The organism is Nocardioides aquiterrae, assembly GCF_039526625.1.
Classification (GTDB): Bacteria; Actinomycetota; Actinomycetes; order Propionibacteriales; family Nocardioidaceae; genus Nocardioides; species Nocardioides aquiterrae.
This window is the reverse complement of sequence record NZ_BAAAJE010000002.1, coordinates 289,365-305,367: the sequence shown is the minus strand read 5'-3', so window position 1 is coordinate 305,367 and position 16,003 is coordinate 289,365. Positions and strand designations below refer to the sequence as shown.

The 16,003-nt window shown below is 70.1% G+C and carries 15 protein-coding genes; 12 read left to right on the top strand and 3 right to left on the bottom strand.

The window, feature by feature from the left end:
* Positions 1 to 20 precede the first annotated feature (20 nt).
* The 6 genes from ABD086_RS03975 to ABD086_RS03950 all read left to right on the top strand — a co-directional run bounded on the left by ABD086_RS03975 (position 21) and on the right by ABD086_RS03950 (position 9,636).
* Positions 21 to 1,526, top strand: a complete 1,506-nt coding sequence (locus ABD086_RS03975; protein WP_343905852.1) for an SCO6880 family protein — start codon at positions 21 to 23, stop codon at positions 1,524 to 1,526.
* Entirely contained in the window at positions 1,526 to 3,064 is a 1,539-nt protein-coding gene (locus ABD086_RS03970; RefSeq protein ID WP_343905850.1) for an ATP-binding protein, read from the top strand. The genes ABD086_RS03975 and ABD086_RS03970 overlap by 1 nt, the downstream gene beginning before the upstream one ends.
* Positions 3,065 to 3,085: 21 nt before the next feature.
* Positions 3,086 to 5,782, top strand: coding sequence for a VldE C-terminal domain-containing protein (locus tag ABD086_RS03965; RefSeq protein ID WP_343905848.1), 2,697 nt, complete (start codon positions 3,086 to 3,088; stop codon positions 5,780 to 5,782).
* 116 nt (positions 5,783 to 5,898) lie between these two features.
* Positions 5,899 to 7,026: a tyrosine-type recombinase/integrase gene (locus tag ABD086_RS03960; protein ID WP_068111598.1), complete on the top strand. Its 1,128-nt coding sequence runs from the start codon at positions 5,899 to 5,901 to the stop codon at positions 7,024 to 7,026.
* Entirely contained in the window at positions 7,023 to 7,382 is a 360-nt protein-coding gene (locus tag ABD086_RS03955) for a helix-turn-helix domain-containing protein (RefSeq protein ID WP_039346915.1), read from the top strand. The genes ABD086_RS03960 and ABD086_RS03955 overlap by 4 nt, the downstream gene beginning before the upstream one ends.
* A complete protein-coding gene (locus ABD086_RS03950) occupies positions 7,372 to 9,636 on the top strand; it encodes a hypothetical protein (protein ID WP_343905841.1) in 2,265 nt (754 codons plus the stop codon). Before ABD086_RS03955 ends, ABD086_RS03950 begins: the two co-directional genes overlap by 11 nt.
* 127 nt (positions 9,637 to 9,763) lie before the next feature.
* On the opposite strand, the gene ABD086_RS03945 is transcribed toward ABD086_RS03950, so the two are convergent.
* Both ABD086_RS03945 and cmtR read right to left on the bottom strand, forming a co-directional pair.
* Positions 9,764 to 10,360, bottom strand: a complete 597-nt coding sequence (locus tag ABD086_RS03945; protein WP_343905839.1) for a cadmium resistance transporter — start codon at positions 10,358 to 10,360, stop codon at positions 9,764 to 9,766.
* Positions 10,357 to 10,716: a Cd(II)/Pb(II)-sensing metalloregulatory transcriptional regulator CmtR gene (gene cmtR, locus ABD086_RS03940; protein WP_207007912.1), complete on the bottom strand. Its 360-nt coding sequence runs from the start codon at positions 10,714 to 10,716 to the stop codon at positions 10,357 to 10,359. The genes ABD086_RS03945 and cmtR overlap by 4 nt, the downstream gene beginning before the upstream one ends.
* Positions 10,717 to 10,824: 108 nt before the next feature.
* Between cmtR and ABD086_RS03935 the strand changes: the two genes are divergently transcribed.
* The 6 genes from ABD086_RS03935 (at position 10,825) to ABD086_RS03910 (ending at position 15,500) form a co-directional block, all read left to right on the top strand.
* On the top strand, positions 10,825 to 11,346 hold the full coding sequence (locus ABD086_RS03935) for a M23 family metallopeptidase (RefSeq protein WP_343905834.1): 522 nt from the start codon (positions 10,825 to 10,827) through the stop codon (positions 11,344 to 11,346).
* 63 nt (positions 11,347 to 11,409) lie between these two features.
* A complete protein-coding gene (locus ABD086_RS03930; protein WP_343905832.1) occupies positions 11,410 to 12,012 on the top strand; it encodes a hypothetical protein in 603 nt (200 codons plus the stop codon).
* Positions 12,009 to 13,472, top strand: a complete 1,464-nt coding sequence (locus tag ABD086_RS03925) for a type IV secretory system conjugative DNA transfer family protein (RefSeq protein ID WP_343905830.1) — start codon at positions 12,009 to 12,011, stop codon at positions 13,470 to 13,472. The genes ABD086_RS03930 and ABD086_RS03925 overlap by 4 nt, the downstream gene beginning before the upstream one ends.
* Positions 13,469 to 14,167 (top strand): hypothetical protein, encoded by a 699-nt coding sequence (locus ABD086_RS03920; RefSeq protein ID WP_343905828.1) that lies wholly within the window; start codon positions 13,469 to 13,471, stop codon positions 14,165 to 14,167. The genes ABD086_RS03925 and ABD086_RS03920 overlap by 4 nt, the downstream gene beginning before the upstream one ends.
* Positions 14,164 to 14,532 carry a hypothetical protein gene (locus ABD086_RS03915; protein ID WP_343905826.1) on the top strand — a complete coding sequence of 123 codons (369 nt, stop codon included), beginning with the start codon at positions 14,164 to 14,166 and terminating at the stop codon, positions 14,530 to 14,532. The genes ABD086_RS03920 and ABD086_RS03915 overlap by 4 nt, the downstream gene beginning before the upstream one ends.
* A gap of 146 nt (positions 14,533 to 14,678) precedes the next feature.
* Positions 14,679 to 15,500, top strand: a complete 822-nt coding sequence (locus ABD086_RS03910; protein WP_343905824.1) for a M48 family metalloprotease — start codon at positions 14,679 to 14,681, stop codon at positions 15,498 to 15,500.
* On the opposite strand, the gene ABD086_RS03905 is transcribed toward ABD086_RS03910, so the two are convergent.
* Positions 15,497 to 15,994, bottom strand: a complete 498-nt coding sequence (locus ABD086_RS03905) for a hypothetical protein (RefSeq protein ID WP_343905822.1) — start codon at positions 15,992 to 15,994, stop codon at positions 15,497 to 15,499. The genes ABD086_RS03910 and ABD086_RS03905 overlap by 4 nt on opposite strands.
* Positions 15,995 to 16,003: the final 9 nt, after the last annotated feature.

The following is a 16,003-nucleotide window of genomic DNA, read 5'->3' as shown; positions in this document are numbered from 1 at the left end:
GACCCGGAAGGAAGGCGACGATGACCATCTACGCCGACTACCAGCGCGACCGCATCGGCTGGTTCTTCGGCCTCTCCGGAGGCCAGCTGATGTTCCTGGCGCTGGCCAGCCTGCCGGCGTTCTGGGCGATCAGCCGCGGAGCGTGGTTCTCCGCGTTCCTGTTCGCGCTGGTCTGGCTGTTCCTGCTGGGCATCACCGTCATCCCGGTCCGGGGCCGCTCGGCCACTGGCTGGGTGTTCGCCTCGAGCATGTACGCCGTCGGCGGGCTGCTCGGCTGGACCTCCTTCCGTGCCAAGGCGGCCCAGGGCCGAGCTGAGGACCTCGACACCCCGGATATGCCCGGGGTGCTGCAGGGCATCAAGATCCACGACGGCCCGCCGCACGGCTCGCAGCTGCAGCGCGTGGGAGTGATCCACGACGACGCCACGAAGACCTGGGCGGTCACCGCCGCGGTCGTCCACCCCGGCATCGGCATGAAGGACACCGAGGAGCGCAGCCGCTACGGCGAGGCGCTGGCCGGGCTGCTCGACGTCGCCGGTCGCACCGAGAAGATCGACGAGATCCTGTTCATGATCCGCACCGTCCCCGAGGACGGTGCGGAGCGCGAGCTGTGGGTAACCAAGCACCGCCGCGGCAACGCCCCTGAGCTGTCCGAGGTCGTCAACAGCGACCTCGCGGTTGGCCTCACTCAGGCTTCGGTGCGCACCGAGCAGTTCGTCACGATCGTCGTCCCGGAGACCCGGATCGCCCGGTCGGCCAAGGAGTCCGGTGGCGGGTTCGAGGGCCGCTGCCGCGAGCTCTACCTGCTCATGGCCGAGATCGAGGCCCAGCTGCGGGGCCCAATGGGCATGACGTCGGTCCGCTGGCTCACCTCACCGGAGCTCGCCCTGGCGTCCCGGACAGGGTTCGCCCCCGGCGACCGCGCCAGCATCGTCGAGGCCCTCGCCATGCGGGAGAAGGACCCGAACGTGAACGCCGACGTGCCTTGGGCTCTGGCGGGCCCCTCGGGCGCCGACGCGACGGTGCGGCACTACAGCCACGACGCGTGGAACTCGATCAGCGCCACCATCAAGCTCCCGACCCGCGGCGTCGCGATGGGCGCACTCGCGCCAATGCTCACCCCCAGCGAGTCGGGGGAGCGGCGCTCGTTCGTCGTCGCCTTCCCGATCGTGTCCCAGTCCAAGGCCGACCGGCAGTCCGGCAACGCCGAGTGGGCCGCGGACCTGGCCGAGGGCATGAACGAGAAGCTCGGCCGCAAGACCCGCGCCAAGCAGCGGGACGAGGCCCACAAGGCCCGCGGCCTGGACGCCAAGCTGGCCCGCGGCAACGCGCTGGTCCGGCCTTACGCGGTCTGCACGGTCACGGTTCCCAAGACGCTGCGAATCACCGAGTTCGGCCGCCGCCTGGACGCCTCGATCCGTCGCGCCGGGTTCGCGCCGCTGAGGCTCGACCTCGCCCAGGACGTCGGCTTCGCCGCCTCGACCATCCCCGTCGGGATGAGCCTGACCCGGAGCGGAGACGCCTGATGCCCACCACCACCCGCCGGAACCGTGGCAGCGGCCGCGACATGGCCGCCCTGCTGTCGGACTTCGGCCACGACCTGCCCACGATCCCCACGCTCGCGCCGGAGGCCAAGGAGCCTCGGATCTTCAAGTACGCCCCGCGCCGCGGGGCAGCGCGCCGCGGCCGCGGCTGGGCGCCCGCCTCCGCGCCGGCGCAGGCCTGGCGGATGACCAGCGACCAGGCGCCGGTGTTCTGGCCGTTCGTGTCCGCGCCGGCCCTGCCTCCGACCGGGGCGCAGATGGGCGTCGACCAACTCTCCGGCGGTTCGTTCTACTGCGACCCGTTCGGGTGGGTGCTGCGCGACGACGTGCCGGCGACCAACCCCAACATCTTCCAGTTCGCCAAGCCGGGAAGCGGCAAGTCCGGCACGACCAAGGCGTTCTGCACCCGGATGATGCCGTTCGGCTACCGCACCCTGGTCACCGGCGACGTCAAGGATGAGTACGAGTCGCTGTGCCGCGCGCTCGGTGTTGAGCCCTTCGTCATCGCCCCCGGCTTCTGGGCCCGGGTCAACCCGCTGTCCATGGGGCCGCTCGGCGACGGATGGGAGAAGCTCTCGGCCGAGGAGGCGCAGCGGCGCGCCACCATCATCTTCAAGCGGTGGCTGGTCCTGGTCCGCGGCCTGGTCGGCTCCATGAAGATCGACGACGAGCGGCGGGTGCCCTTCGGCCCCGACGAGTCCGACGTCGTCCGGAACGCGCTGGCGATCCTCACCGGCTACGCCGCCGGCAACACGGTGTTGCAGGAGACGACCATCCCGCGGCTGTGGGACCTGCTCCGCAACCCCACCGAGGAGCTCGTCCGGGCCTGCGAGTACGCGAACCCCCGCGTGTTCCTCGACGAGACCCGGCTGCTGCGCAACGCGCTCGGCGAGCTGGTCACCGGCACCCTGGCCGGCCTCTTCGACGACTTCACCAACATCGAGGTCGACTGGCGCGCCCCGATCCAGTCGTTCAGCCTCTCCCGGCTCGACGGCCTGGGCGACGAGGCCGTGGGCATCGCGCTGCTGTGCATGAACTCCTGGGGCCGCGGCCTGCGGGAGATCGCCGAGCCCGGCGACCTGCGCATCGTCGTGCGCGACGAGGTCTGGAAGCAGATGCGTCTCGGAACTGCGGCGGTGGCCAGCTTCGACGCCGACCTGCGGCTCTCTCGCGGCATGGCCGGCAAGGGCGGCGACATCCAGTTCTGCAACCTCCACAAGCCCTCCGACCTGCTCTCGGTCGGCGACGCTGACTCCCAGGCCGCGATGATCGCCAAGGACCTCCTCGAGCTGGCCGACATCAAGATCCTCGGCGCCCAGAAGCCCCGCGTCGCCCGCGAGCTCGACTCGATGCTCGGGCTCGGCCCGATCGCCCAGGACCTCGTCTCGGGGTGGGCGATGCAGGACAAGGGTCGCGCGCTGTGGTGCATCGGTGACGCCACGTACAAGGTCCAGACGGTGCTCCACCCGCTGGAGAAGAAGCTCTACTACACGAACGAGGCCATCGAGGCCGCCGGCTGAGGCGCTCGGGACTGACCTGTCGTGAAGAAGCTTCTGCTCGCCGGACTGCCGGTCCTGATCATCTTCATGGGCCTGCCGCTGCTGGTCTCCCTGATGGTGGTCATGAGCACGACCGCGGCCGCGGAGTGCCGCACCCAGACCAACCAGACCGCCCCCACCGAGCTCGGGGACCTCGGCGTCATCGACGGGCCCGTGGGCGGTCCGGTCAAGGGCAAGGTCACCCTGGCGCAGGCCAACATCCCGCGCCGGTCCGGCCTCGACGGCTTCCGTGCGTCCATGCCCAAGGTCCTTTCGACCAACCCTGACTTCGTCACCCTCAACGAGGCGAGCGGGTGGACCCTGGCGCAGATCGAGGCCGCCGCCCCCGGCTACGGCGCGTTCCGGGTCGCCGACCACACCGGCGACAACAACTCGATGGGCAACGTCGTGCTCTGGAAGCGCGACACCTGGTCCAAGGCCAACGGCGGCCGGGTCACCCTCGTCGTCGACGACAACACCTACTACCAGGGCCGGGCTGTCACCTGGGACCGGTTCGCCACCTGGGTGATCCTCGAGCGCGCCGACGGCGCCGTGGTCTCGGTCATCTCCACCCACCACATGACCAACCCGCACAAGTACCCCCGGCAGCACGGGAACCCGCCGCTGACCAGGCCCCAGCAGTACGGCGCCGGCATGGACATCCTGCTGCAGCTGCGCAACTCGCTGGCCACACACGGCCCGGTGCTCATCGGCGGCGACATGAACACCCACGCCTCCTACACCAACCTGCCGTGGGCGGCAGCCGCGAAAATGAAGGCCGCCGGCTACGGCTGGCACAACCACGCGGTCGACTTCGTCTTCTTCCCCCAGCACCAGGGCGTGCGCCTCGAGCGGGGATGGTCCGGAACGATGGTCTCCGACCACCACTGGATCTCCGCCCGCCTCTCCATGAACGGCGCGGGCCCCGAGAGCGCGCCCGCGCCCGCGGCCACCAGCGGTGGCGTCGTGAACGCCGCCCACACCACGAAGACGGCGGCCGAGCCGCCATCCGGGGACGTGCTCGCCCAGCTGATGCGTCTGCGGTTCGCCTCCAGCTACCCGACCATGACCGCCGAGCAAGCCCGCAACGCGATCACCATTGCCCAGGTCGCCCGCGACCTCCAGGTGCCCCGCCGCGGGCTGCAGATCGCCATCGCCACCGCGATCCAGGAGTCCAAGCTGGTCAACCTCACCGGCGGCGACCGCGACTCCGGCGGCCTGTTCCAGCAGCGCCCCTCTCAGGGCTGGGGCAGCCGTGCCGAGGTCACCAACCCGGTCCTCGCGGCGCGGGCCTTCTTCGGTGAAGCCCAGCACACCGGCAACCCCGGCCTGCTCGACATCCCAGGCTGGCAGAGCATGCCGCTGACCCAGGCCGCCCAGGCGGTGCAGCGCTCCGGCTACCCCGACGCCTACGCCCAGTGGGAGGGCGTCGCCGGCGACATCACCGATCTGCTCGGCGGTGACCTGCCCGACCTTCCCGACGACGGCTCCACCACGAACGTGGCCAACTGCCAGGGCGAGACCGTCAACCCGGTCACCGTCGGCACCCTCAATCTGCTCGGCGCCGGCCACACCGACAAGGCGGGGGAGCGGCCCGGCTACGACACCTGGGACAAGCGACTGCCCGGCGCGATGCGCACGATCGAGAATGCAGGCGTCACGATCGCCGGCCTCCAGGAGGTGCACGGCCCGCAGGCCAAGGCGCTGGAGAACCAGTACGCCGCCAAGTGGGGGATCTACCCGGCCAGCGGGAAGGCGCAGAACCGGGTCATCTGGGACCGGAACGAGTGGAAGCAGACGGACGGCCGCCTCGTCGGCATCCCCTACTTCGGCGGCAAGGACGTCGGCATGCCCCTGGTGCAGCTGACGTCGACGACCACCGGCCAGGTCATCTGGGTGTGGAGCATCCACAACCCGGCCGACACCCACGGGAACGCCGCCGGGCACCGCAAGGAAGCGCTGCGGCGCCAGCTGGCCACCATGACCGACGTCGCCGGCACCGGGATCCCGGCGGTGATCCTGGGCGACTTCAACGACGGCAAGGACGGCAACAACTCCTCACACTGCGCGCTCACCCCCGAGCTCACCAACGCCTTCGGTGGATCGGCAGAGCCCTGCAAGCAGCCCAAGAAGGACGCGCCGATCGACCACATCTACGGCGCCAACCTCACCTGGGCCAGCGCCGAGGTCGACAACAGCACGCAGGCCAGCAAGATCGCCGACCACCCGCTGGTGGTCGCCACCACTGCCGGCAGCAGCGCGGGCTGCGCGGTCGCGCAGGCGACCAACTACAACCTCGGCCCGGTCAAGCCGCAGCTGACGCAGCTGGTCAACATCCTCGGCCCGATGTTCGACATCAAGACCGTTGGCGGCTACCGCGAGAGCGCCACCGACCCCAACGGCCACCCGGCCGGGCTCGCGGCCGACTTCATGGTGCCGCTCACGCCCGCAGGCAAGGCCCAAGGAGACGCGCTCGTGGCGTACGCGCAGGCCCACGCTCGCGAGCTCGGGATCGACTACATCATCTGGTACCAGCGCATCTGGTCGGTCGCGCGCGCCGACGAGGGCTGGCGGCCGATGGAGGACCGCGGGACGGCCACCGCCAACCACATGGACCACCCGCACATCAACGTGCTGCCCTTACCTCGGAAATTACATCTAACGGAAGATTCTTACGGTAGATGTAAGCGTGAACGGTGACGTGAGCGGCAGTCCGACGGTTCACTACCGACGGGCCATTGGTGTCGTGACCTGCAGTTTAATGCATGGGATTACATCGGATGCACGATACTTACATCTGATGTAAGGTCGCCGGCATGGGATCTCGGGAGGATGGTGGGCATGGCTCGGTCGTCGTGCTGCGGCCGGGCAACGTCTCTGCCCTCCGTCCCGCTGAGCAGATGTTCGACGAGATGCTCGCGGGGTGGGCGGGCCAGCAGTCCTCGCGCCTGTTGGCGTCGCGGACGATCCAGACGCGGGAGTCGCAGGTCCGTCGGTTCGCGGACTTCTGCGCCTCTTCGCCGTGGGAGTGGGGCGCCGCCGACGTCGAGGAGTGGACCAGTGAGCTGCTGTCCGGGACTCGGCCGCTGACGCCGTCGACGATCAGGGCGTACCAGAACTCGGTGGCGCTGTTCTGCGCCTACCTGATCGATGGCCGCTATGGCTGGGCCGATCAGTGCATGGAGCTGTTCGGCACTCATCCGATCCAGGTCTGTCACGAGTGGAACACCGCGGTCCACGTGGCCGACCACGAGGCACGGCCAGCGGTTCGCCCACTGACCCGGGGCGAGGTCCAGGCGTTGTTCGACCACGCCGACGACCACGTCGACTTCGCCCGCACCTCGAAGCGGAAGGGCTGGCTGACGCTGTTCCGGGACGCGACCCTGTTCAAGGTCATCTACGGCTACGGCCTGCGCCGTCGTGAAGCGGCGATGCTCGACCTCCATGACTTCACTCGCAACCCCAAGGCGCTCGAGTTCGGTCGCTACGGCGTGTGCAACGTCCGATGGGGCAAGGCCAGCCGCGGCTCCCAGCCCCGCCGACGGGCGGTGCTGACGGTGTTCGACTGGACCCGGCCGGTCGTGGAGGAGTACGTCGAGGAAGTCCTCCCGCGCTTCGGGCTGGCCGACCCGGCGGTGTTGTGGCCCACCGAACGTCAGGGCCGCATCCGGCTGGCCCACATCGACGACCGGTTCGCCGACTGGCGCGACCAGCTCGCCCTCGACCGGGTGCTGCACCCGCACTGTCTGCGGCACTCGTACGTGACCCACCTGATCGAGGACGGCTTCGACCCGCTGTTCGTCCAGCAGCAGGTCGGCCACCGCTGGGGCTCGACCACCGCGCTCTACACCGGCGTCTCCGGGGACTACCGCAACCGCGTGCTTCGCAACGCCCTCGACAACGCCTTCACCTCCCCGCCCGACGACGGAAGCGAGCAGCCATGACCACCCCGATCACGAAGAGCGTCGCCTACCGGTGGCACCTGCGGAAGGTGATGAGCGAGGCCGGCCTGCACAACACCACCGAACTCGTGCCACTGCTCGCCGACCGCGGCGTGGTGATGACCTCCACGCAGGTCTACCGGATCGTCACCGGCGAACCCGAACGCCTCAACATGCGACTCCTCGCCGCCCTGTGCGACATCTTCGGTTGCACCCCCAACGACCTCATCGAGCCCTACGTCATCGCCACTTCCAAGCGCGGACGGAAGGCTGCCGGCGCGGCGCCGGCCACGGGCACCGGTCCGGTGAGCAAGAACCGGCCACGGCGGGCCACCATCACCGGCGCCAGTGACGCCTGAGCCGGCGCCAGTGTCGCCATCGCCCGGCGCGCGGCCCTGCGCGAACTGCGGTCGGGCACGCAGCGGTCGCGCGCCCGGGGTGCTGATCTGCAGTTGCCACGAGCGGCGCCGAGCCGCCGAGCAACTCGCCACCAAACGAGCCGACCAGCTCGCCATCGTGACCGGGCTGCTCCTCGCACGCGACCCGACGGTGACCCCGGAGTCTGTCGGGGACCTGATGGCTCAGGTCGCTCCCGCGCCCGGTGCCCGCGCTGCAATCACCCGCCACCTCGTCGCACATCCCGAAGCGTTGACCGCCGGTGGGTCGCGGATGCCCAAGGTGGTCGCCGAGTTCACCTACGCCGCCATCGCAGCCGGCATCACCGGGTTGACCTCGCCCGGTTGCGCGCTCTGCGGACGTCCGCGAACGCTGGTCCACACCCACGGCGACAGCGAACGGATCTGCACGACCTGCTACAGCCGGCTCCTCACAGCGACCTGCTCGAGTTGCGGACGCGACGGGCACCGCATCCGATCGCGCGACGTTGATGGCCAGCCCGTCTGCCCGCGCTGCCACGACCGGGCCCGGCCACTCGAAGTGTGCGCCGGGTGTCAGGAGTTGCGGGGTCTGAAGCGCTCCACCCGCGACGGACTGGGCTACTGCCGCTCCTGCATCGCTCGGCGGGCGCCGACCGAACCATGCTCGATCTGCGGCCGAGATCGCCGGGTCAACGCCCGCACGGCGACCGGCGGGGCGGTCTGCACCGGCTGCTACGACAAGACCCGGACCGGCACCGTTGCCTGCGATGAGTGCGGTCAGGTAGTTCCACTCGCTGCTCGCGCGGACGGGCGCATCGGCACCGGCACCGGCAAGAACCTCTGCGCCGGCTGCTACCGCCACCCTGAACGCGAGTGCGGCATCTGTGGCCGGACCCGCCGCGTCGCGCTCAGGGCCACCACCGTCAGCCCCGACATCTGTGCGACCTGTTACCAGGCGCCCATCGTCGATTGCTCCGTGTGCGGGCAGCACGCTCTGGGCCGACGGGCCACCAGGAACGGCCGACCTTGGTGCTTCGGCTGCCAGGCCACCGACCGGATCGACCGTCTCCTCGCCGGACCCGACGGCACCATCCCCATCGGGGTGAAGGAGGTCCGCGACGTCCTCGTCGCGACCCATCGCCCCCGATCCATCCTGAACAACTGGGACCGCATCGAGAGCCTCACCCTGCTCGCCCGCCTCGCCCGTCAGCACGACGAACTCAGCCACGAGCTCCTCGACGCCGAAGGCGACCGGTTCTCCGTCGGCTACCTACGCGCCCTCCTCGTCGCCACCGGTGTCCTGCCCGACCGCGACGAGCACGCCACCCGTCTTCGACGCTTCGCCGCCGCCGTCATCGACGAAATCGCCGACCCTCGACACCAGCAGACGCTGGGACGCTACGCCCGCTGGCACGTCATCGCCCGCGCCAAACCGGATCGCCACGGTCGACTCAACGCGACGATCAGCGACCGCTGCCGGCAAGAGATCCGAACCGCCCAACGTTTCCTCGACCACCTCACCAGGCGTGGCCGGACCGTCGACGACTGCACCCAAGCCGACCTCGACACCTGGCTCTCGACACGACGCGCGACCCGGATCCGATTCCCACGCTGGCTCCTCGACCACGGCCACCTGCCCGGACTCGCGCTGCCCGATGCCGTCCCAGCGGCAGGACCCCGCACTCAGCTCGACCAGGACGAACACTGGGCACTCGTGCGCCGCATGCTCCACGACGAGGACTCCGCGAGCATCGAGGACCGCGCAGCTGCCTGCCTCGTGCTGCTCTACGCACAACCCCTCAGCAAGATCGTCTCCCTCACCACCGACGACCTCACCCTCGACGATGACGGCACCTACCTCCGGCTCGGTGCGGAGCCACTCCTACTCCCGCCGCCCCTGGACGCGCTCGTGACGTCGCTGCCGATCGCGAAACCGTTCGGCGCGGCCAGCACCCTGGCCGACCAGCGCTGGCTGTTCCCCGGCAAGTGGGCCGGCCACCACCAGAACCCGACCTCGATGATGGGCCGGCTCAACAAGCTGGGCATCACCACCCGGACCAGCCGCAACTCCGCCATGCTCCACCTCGCGGCCACCGTCCCACCCGCGGTGTTCGCCAGCCTCATCGGCATCAGCACCGGGGCCGCCACGAAGTGGGCCGGGTACGCCGGCAGCAACTGGACCACCTACGCCGCCATCCGCACGAACGCGACCGCCAACCCACCTCAGAACCAGTAGCCGATGTCCAGCAGGCCACAGCGCAACGTTGCGGGCATTTGCGGATGTGCCTTCGCCTCCACGCCGAGATCTGCCCAGGCCCCAACGAGCAGAGCCCGAGCGAGCGACACGATGTGTTGTCGTTCGATCAGAGGCCGAAGGCTCCGCCGGTGTAGAGGATGACGATGCCCAGTCCGACCAGGACGATGGGGAACAGAACATGCTCCCAGCGTTCGAGGACCTCGTCGATCCCGGGACGAGTCGCAACGAACTTGGCCAGCATGACCAAAGCTGCCACGAGGACCAGGAAGACGACGCAGAACGCAACAGTGGCAGCGACCCCCACGTTGAGGAACACCGGCACGTAGACCCCGATGTTGTCCCCACCGTTGGCGAACGTGACTGCAGCCACCGTCCAGGCAGCCACCGGCTTGCCGGCGATCTTCGCGTCGTCATCATCGTCGCCGGATCGCCAGACTTGCCACGCTGCCCACAGGCCCAGCAGCAGGGGGACCAGTCCGAAGTAGGGGATCGCTTCCTCGGGCAAGAACGCTCCTGCGCCCAACGACACGAGCACTGCTGCGGCCAAGATGCCAGCGAACCCCAGGTACTGGCCCACCAGGATCCGGGCCGTGGTCCCACTGCGTCCGGCTCCCCGCGCGAAGAACAGTGAGAGGACGATGATGTCGTCGATATTGGTAGCGATGAACAGGCCCATCGCCTGCAGCGCGGAGGACAGGATCACGCCCCTGCCCCTCCGTTCCCGCACTCGGGTACCGAGCATGTCGGGTCGATACAAGGTGCACTCTCATCGACCGCGAGAGTGACCTCGACCAACGCAGTCAGGGCACGCGCCAGATGCGGATCGGCAATGACATACCGCGTCTGCCGACCCTCGGGTTCAGCCACCACGATGCCGCAGTCCCGCAGGCACGCCAGATGATTCGACACGTTCGACCGGGTCAACCCGAGCTCGCGGGCCAACTCAGCGGGATAGGCAGGCCGCTCCAGCAGAGCCATAAGAAGCCGGGAACGGGTCGGGTCCGCCATCGCCCGACCCAACCGATTCATCACGTCCAAACGCGTAGCGATGGTCAGCATGTACTGAACAATACAGCCTCTGCTGAACCATTGACGATGGGCGCGCCATCGACGTCAACCGCGTCCCTCGCACGCCACCACTCGGCTGGAGGAAAGAACATTTCCGCCATGCCACTCCGTCGGTTCGATCATCCGACGGCGCCGGTAGACGCCAAGATCACCCCGATCGGTCTCGACGGCGCATCCTGCGACGAGGTGGTCTACCCGGTTCCCGCGCAGTACATCGGCACCGACAACCACAACTGGCACGAGACCGGGCCCTACTGGTCCAACTGGCACACCGGGACCGACTTCTCCGCGCCCTGCGGCACGACGGTCTACGCCGCCCACGCCGGCACCATCGAGATCGACACCAGCCAGGGCTGGGCCGGCCCGCAGCTGGTCAAGGTCACCACCGGTGCCGGGTCGCTGACCACGTGGTACGCGCACATGCAGAGCGTCAGCGTCAGCCGCGGCCAGACGGTCGCCGCCGGCGAGCCAATCGGCCAGGTCGGCAAGGAGGGCAACGTCTCCGGGTGTCACCTTCACTTCGAGGTCCACCTCAAGAACGGCTCGATCTACGGCCCCGACAACGTCGACCCCTCGACCTGGCTGGCTGAGAACGCCTCAAAGCCGACCCGCTCCGTCTGATCGCTGCCGGGCACTCTCGGCACATAGGTGACCAGCCAGAACTTTCGACCACGAGGTGAATCCATGCAGAGAGAGCGCCGACGCGACCCGTATCCCTGGACCTGGGAGATCCCTGTCGCCGTCACCCTGGCGACGCTGTTCGTCATCGTCATCGGCATCCAGCTGGGCCGATCGGTCGCTAACCTGCTCGCCGGCGCCGGGTGGACCTGGCCGGACGCCAACGCCGGCGCGTTCCCCTCCCCGATCGGGACCAGCTTCTGGACCAGCCTCCCCGGCGTGCTCGGCGGCCACGCCGACGCCGGACTGCCCACCCCAGCGCCGGACGACCTCGCCGGCCGCGGCCTGGTGTGGGTCAGCCTCGCACTCACCGAGACCGCGCTGCTGACCGCCACGATCTGGGTCGGCGTGTGGGCCTACCAGCGCTGGGGCCCCGGACGCATGCGCGGCATGGCCACTGCCGCCGAGGCCGAGAAGCTCCTGGGCGTCACCCGGCTGCGCAAGGTTGCCGGCATCGTCCGCCCCGACCTCTACGGCAAGCACGCCACCGCCCCGGCGGCACCCGTCCAGCGCACCGCCGGCGACCTCACCGAACAACCCGGGCCACAGCTCGGCCACGGGCTCAGCCCCTGGCTCCTGGACGGCCGCCGCACGAAGGAGGAGCGATGAAGCTGAGGTTCAACCCGCTGGACGTGGGCTGGCGCATCGGCGACGCACACGAGCCGCGCGGCGGCGAGCTGTGGGTGCCGTGGGACCGCACCGCCGGCGTCATCGGCCCGCAGGGCTCCGGCAAGACACTCGACCTGCTCACCCCGGCGCTGCTCGGCGCCCCGGGCGCTGCCCTGGTGACCCTGACGAAGGTCGAGGACCTGCTACTCAGCCTCACCGAACGCTCCCGCGACGACCGGCCGTGCGTGGTGCTCGACCCGTTCGGGCTGGCCGAGGGCGTCATCGACGAGCTGATCTGGGATCCGATCGCCGGCTGCGTGGACCCGAAGGTCGCCGAGCGACGAGCCAAGGCCTTCACCGCCGGCACGGTCAAGGGCGCGATCACCGGCGGCACCGGCGACGACGCCGCCCGCTTCTACGCCGCGGAGTCCGCGAAGGTGCTGCAGGGCTACTTCCACGCCGCGGCGCTCACCGGCAAGACCCTCGAGGACGTCCTGCAGTGGGTCGCGAACCCGACCGCGGCCACCCAGCCGATGGAGATCCTGCGCCGGCACCCGCACGCCGAGCCGTTCTGGCACGGCCTGCTGCACGGTGCGCTCAACGGTGACGACCGCACCGCCGGCAACACCGTCACCACCGTGCAGCAGGCGGTGTCGCTGTTCTTCCAGGCCGACATCCGCCGCCGCTGCGTACCCAGTCCCGGGCACCCGGCCACCGACCTGGCCGACGTGATCCGCCGCCGCGGCACCATCTACCTGCTGGGCCGCGAAGACCCCTACGCCTCGGCCAGCCCGCTCATGACCGCGGTGGCCGAGCACGTCTTGGACACCGGGCTGCTGCTGGCCAACAACTCCCCGTGGGGTGGCCGGCTGTGTCCACCGCTGGTCTCGGTGCTCGACGAGCTCCCTTCGACCGCGCCGCTGCCTACCTTGCGGACCCGCATGGCCAACGAGCGCGCCCTGGGGCTGTCGTTCATCTGGGCCGCCCAGACCCGGCCCCAGCTGACCAGCATCTTCGGTGAGCACGAGGCCCGGGCGCTGCTCGGCCTCACCAACACCCTGGTCATGTTCGGCGGATCCAAGGACGTCGCCTTCAACCAGGAGATCTCCGACCTCCTCGGCCAGGTCCGGATCGGCCGGCGCACGCACCGTGGAGGTGGCAGCGGTTACGAGGGTGACGACATCGCGATCATGCGGCCGGAGGAGGTCCGCCAGCTCCCCGAGCGGCGAGCCCTGGTGATCGCTGAGAACGGCAAGCCGATCATCGCCAAGCTGCACCGCTGCGTGGAGGGCAAGGCCGGCGAGAGGTTGCTGGCCGACCAGCGGGCGCTGCGTGCGCGGTTGACGACCGACCGTCGCATGGTCATCACCCCGGAGGCCCGGGCGACCGCCGCCCTCGTCGAGGCGCGTCGCCTCGGCTTCGTCGACGACGAGACCGAATCGACAAGGAGTGAGCTGTGACGACCGAGCAGGCCCGACGGGCCGCACCCACCCCGATGGTCTACGCGTTCCCTGTGCCGGGGGAGCACGTCCGGCTGGCCTACCGCGAGCTCCACATCGCCATCAACGGCACCGAGGAGCAGAAGAAGGCCCTGGGCAACCACGCCCTGTTGCCCCGGCCCTGGGAGCCGGCCACGTGCCTGGACCCCGAGCTGCGTCACCAGCTGTGGGAGTGGCTCGAGGACGTCGTGATCTGGCTCAACCGCGAGTACACCTGGGACGTCTCCGGACTGATTCCCAGCTGCTGGCCCGTGCACCCGCACCTGGTCCACGAGATCGCGGTCCTGGCCGATCAGCGCCGCCGCGCCGGACTCGCGATGACCAGCGACGCCCTCGAGGAGTGGCACCGCTACTGCCTCCCGGCGTTCGCCGACCGCATGCGCAACCGGCTGCGGACCCACTGCGACGACGAGCACAAGAGCTGGCCGGCCAAGCCGCGGCACAACGAGCACCTGGGCGAGGCCAGCACCCAGCGGCGTGAGAACGCCTTCGCCCACGACGTCGACGCGCTGCCCGTCAACCGGCGGGCCTACGAGCAGCCCGAGCCGACTGGTCGACCGCGCCTGGTCGAGGTCGACCTGGACACCGGCGAGATCAAGGAAGACCCGCTCGGTGCGCAGCCGCGCACCCGAACTGAGAAGGGACCGCGCGAATGAGCGAGGCGACGATGCAGATGAAGGAGCGGTCGGAGGCCATCGGTCGCGCACAGCGCGCTCTCAAGGCCCTCGGCGAGCACCCACGCTCGAGCAAGAAGGAGCTCGGGCACGCGCGCGAGCACCTCAACGCCTGCTACTCCCACGGCTCCGGCGAGTACGTGTGGAACGCCGTGGCGCAGGTCGAGGCGATGGCCGAGCGTCGCTACGGCGTCCCCAGCACCGAGGAGCACCGCCAGCTGGTCGACGCGGCCGGCGACCTCGAGGAGCCTGCGACAGCCGCCCGGGGCCGCGAGGCCGAGGACCGTGCCGTCGCGCCGGCGACGTCGGGACCCGATGTGGGACTCGCACCCACCGCGTCGAGATGACCCCGAAGGCTGCATTCGGTGCGCGGATCGGGCTCAGAACGCCGCTGAGGGGCCGGAAACCGGGTCTGATGGGCACCGCGGCGGGCCCGCGTTGTGTCAGAGCGATTCTGAGCGGTCCCGCCGCCGCGGCCGTCAAGGTGTAGACCATGTCCGACACGGTGGCCTACGCGCTCCTCATCGTCGTGGCGATCGCCTACCTGGGCGGCGCGGTCCTGGTGGTCGCGGCGCTGGCCAAGGTCATGGCCACCTGGTCGCAGGGCTGGCGCACCCGCCGTGCCGCCGAGCCGGTCGACCAGGCGCTGCAGCAGCGGGCCGCCGCAGCGATGGCGGCCGTCGCGGAGCGCGCGAACGTGGCAGCGCCGGCCACCGACGTCGTCGCGATCCTCGGTGCGCCCACCGGTGCCGCCGACCACGTCGTGGGTGACGGAGGGCTGGCCGTGACCCGCTTCCGCAGAGGACAGCCGGCCACCGTGGTGTTCGCCCAGGTCGCACTCACCGGGCTGAGCTGCGCCGCGGTGGAGAGCCTGGCTGCTCATGAGCTCGCCCACGTCATCCGACGTGCTCGGACCTCGGCCGCGGCGCGCTACGCGTGGGTGCTCGGCTACCTGGTGCTCGTGCTCGCCGGCGCCGGCCTCACCGTCACTGCGGTCGTGGCCGCACCGCAGCTTGCCGGTCCCGCGATGCTGGCCACGATGACTGCCGCCGTGGCGTTCCTGGCGTTGCGCGTCGCCTTCGATCGCCGGGAGGAGATCGCGGCCGATCTGTTCGCCGTCGACCTGACGCGCGACCTGGACGCGGCAGCCGAGTTGATGCGGTTCTACGAGGACAACGTCGTCCGGCCGCTGCCTGCTGGTGTGCTCGGACGCGCGTGGGCGCGCCTCGAGCGGCGCTGGTTCGCCACTCACCCTGAGCCGCAGGTACGGCTGGCCGCCATGCGACGGCACCTGGGCGACCAGGCGGGCGACTAGTCCCCGACGTCGCCGACGTCCTCGGCCACGGCCAGCGACCGCGGCTCGGTGCTGTAGGTCAGCACGCCTTCACGTGCGAGCGTCCGGATGATCCGCTCCCGCAGCATCGGCGGCCAGCCCAGCGCATCACCGAGCTCGGTCCAGGTCGGTCCGGCCCCGGTGCGTTCCCACACGCTGGCGACGTAGGCCCTGGCCCGGTCGGCGTCGCGCTGGACGGCGGTCGCGGCGGTGGCTGCAGCCTCCGCACGGGCCTGCTGCTGCTCTCGCCAGGCCGCCTCGAAGACGTCCAGTGCGGGGGCGGACCAACCAGGTGACTGTGCGGTCAGATGCACTGCCAACCGGTGCCGAGGCAGCCCCGGGCGCCCCGCAGCGCTCACCAGGTCGACGTAGGTGTCGACCAGCTCGTCCGGCGGGGTGCCGGCGTAGCCGGCGGCCGCGAGGAACTGCCGTACCTGAGAGCGCGTCGCACGTCGGGGTCGCTTCGTCGCAGACATGGCACCTTG

What these genes read in the sequence shown, in the direction of transcription:
- ABD086_RS03975 (WP_343905852.1), top strand. Translation starts at nt 21, where the DNA reads ATGACCATCTACGCCGACTACCAGCGCGACCGCATCGGCTGGTTCTTC.
- ABD086_RS03970 (WP_343905850.1), top strand. Translation starts at nt 1,526, where the DNA reads ATGCCCACCACCACCCGCCGGAACCGTGGCAGCGGCCGCGACATGGCC.
- ABD086_RS03960 (WP_068111598.1), top strand. Translation starts at nt 5,899, where the DNA reads ATGGGATCTCGGGAGGATGGTGGGCATGGCTCGGTCGTCGTGCTGCGG.
- ABD086_RS03955 (WP_039346915.1), top strand. Translation starts at nt 7,023, where the DNA reads ATGACCACCCCGATCACGAAGAGCGTCGCCTACCGGTGGCACCTGCGG.
- cmtR (WP_207007912.1), bottom strand. Translation starts at nt 10,716, where the DNA reads ATGCTGACCATCGCTACGCGTTTGGACGTGATGAATCGGTTGGGTCGG.
- ABD086_RS03935 (WP_343905834.1), top strand. Translation starts at nt 10,825, where the DNA reads ATGCCACTCCGTCGGTTCGATCATCCGACGGCGCCGGTAGACGCCAAG.
- ABD086_RS03930 (WP_343905832.1), top strand. Translation starts at nt 11,410, where the DNA reads ATGCAGAGAGAGCGCCGACGCGACCCGTATCCCTGGACCTGGGAGATC.
- ABD086_RS03925 (WP_343905830.1), top strand. Translation starts at nt 12,009, where the DNA reads ATGAAGCTGAGGTTCAACCCGCTGGACGTGGGCTGGCGCATCGGCGAC.
- ABD086_RS03915 (WP_343905826.1), top strand. Translation starts at nt 14,164, where the DNA reads ATGAGCGAGGCGACGATGCAGATGAAGGAGCGGTCGGAGGCCATCGGT.
- ABD086_RS03910 (WP_343905824.1), top strand. Translation starts at nt 14,679, where the DNA reads ATGTCCGACACGGTGGCCTACGCGCTCCTCATCGTCGTGGCGATCGCC.
- ABD086_RS03905 (WP_343905822.1), bottom strand. Translation starts at nt 15,994, where the DNA reads ATGTCTGCGACGAAGCGACCCCGACGTGCGACGCGCTCTCAGGTACGG.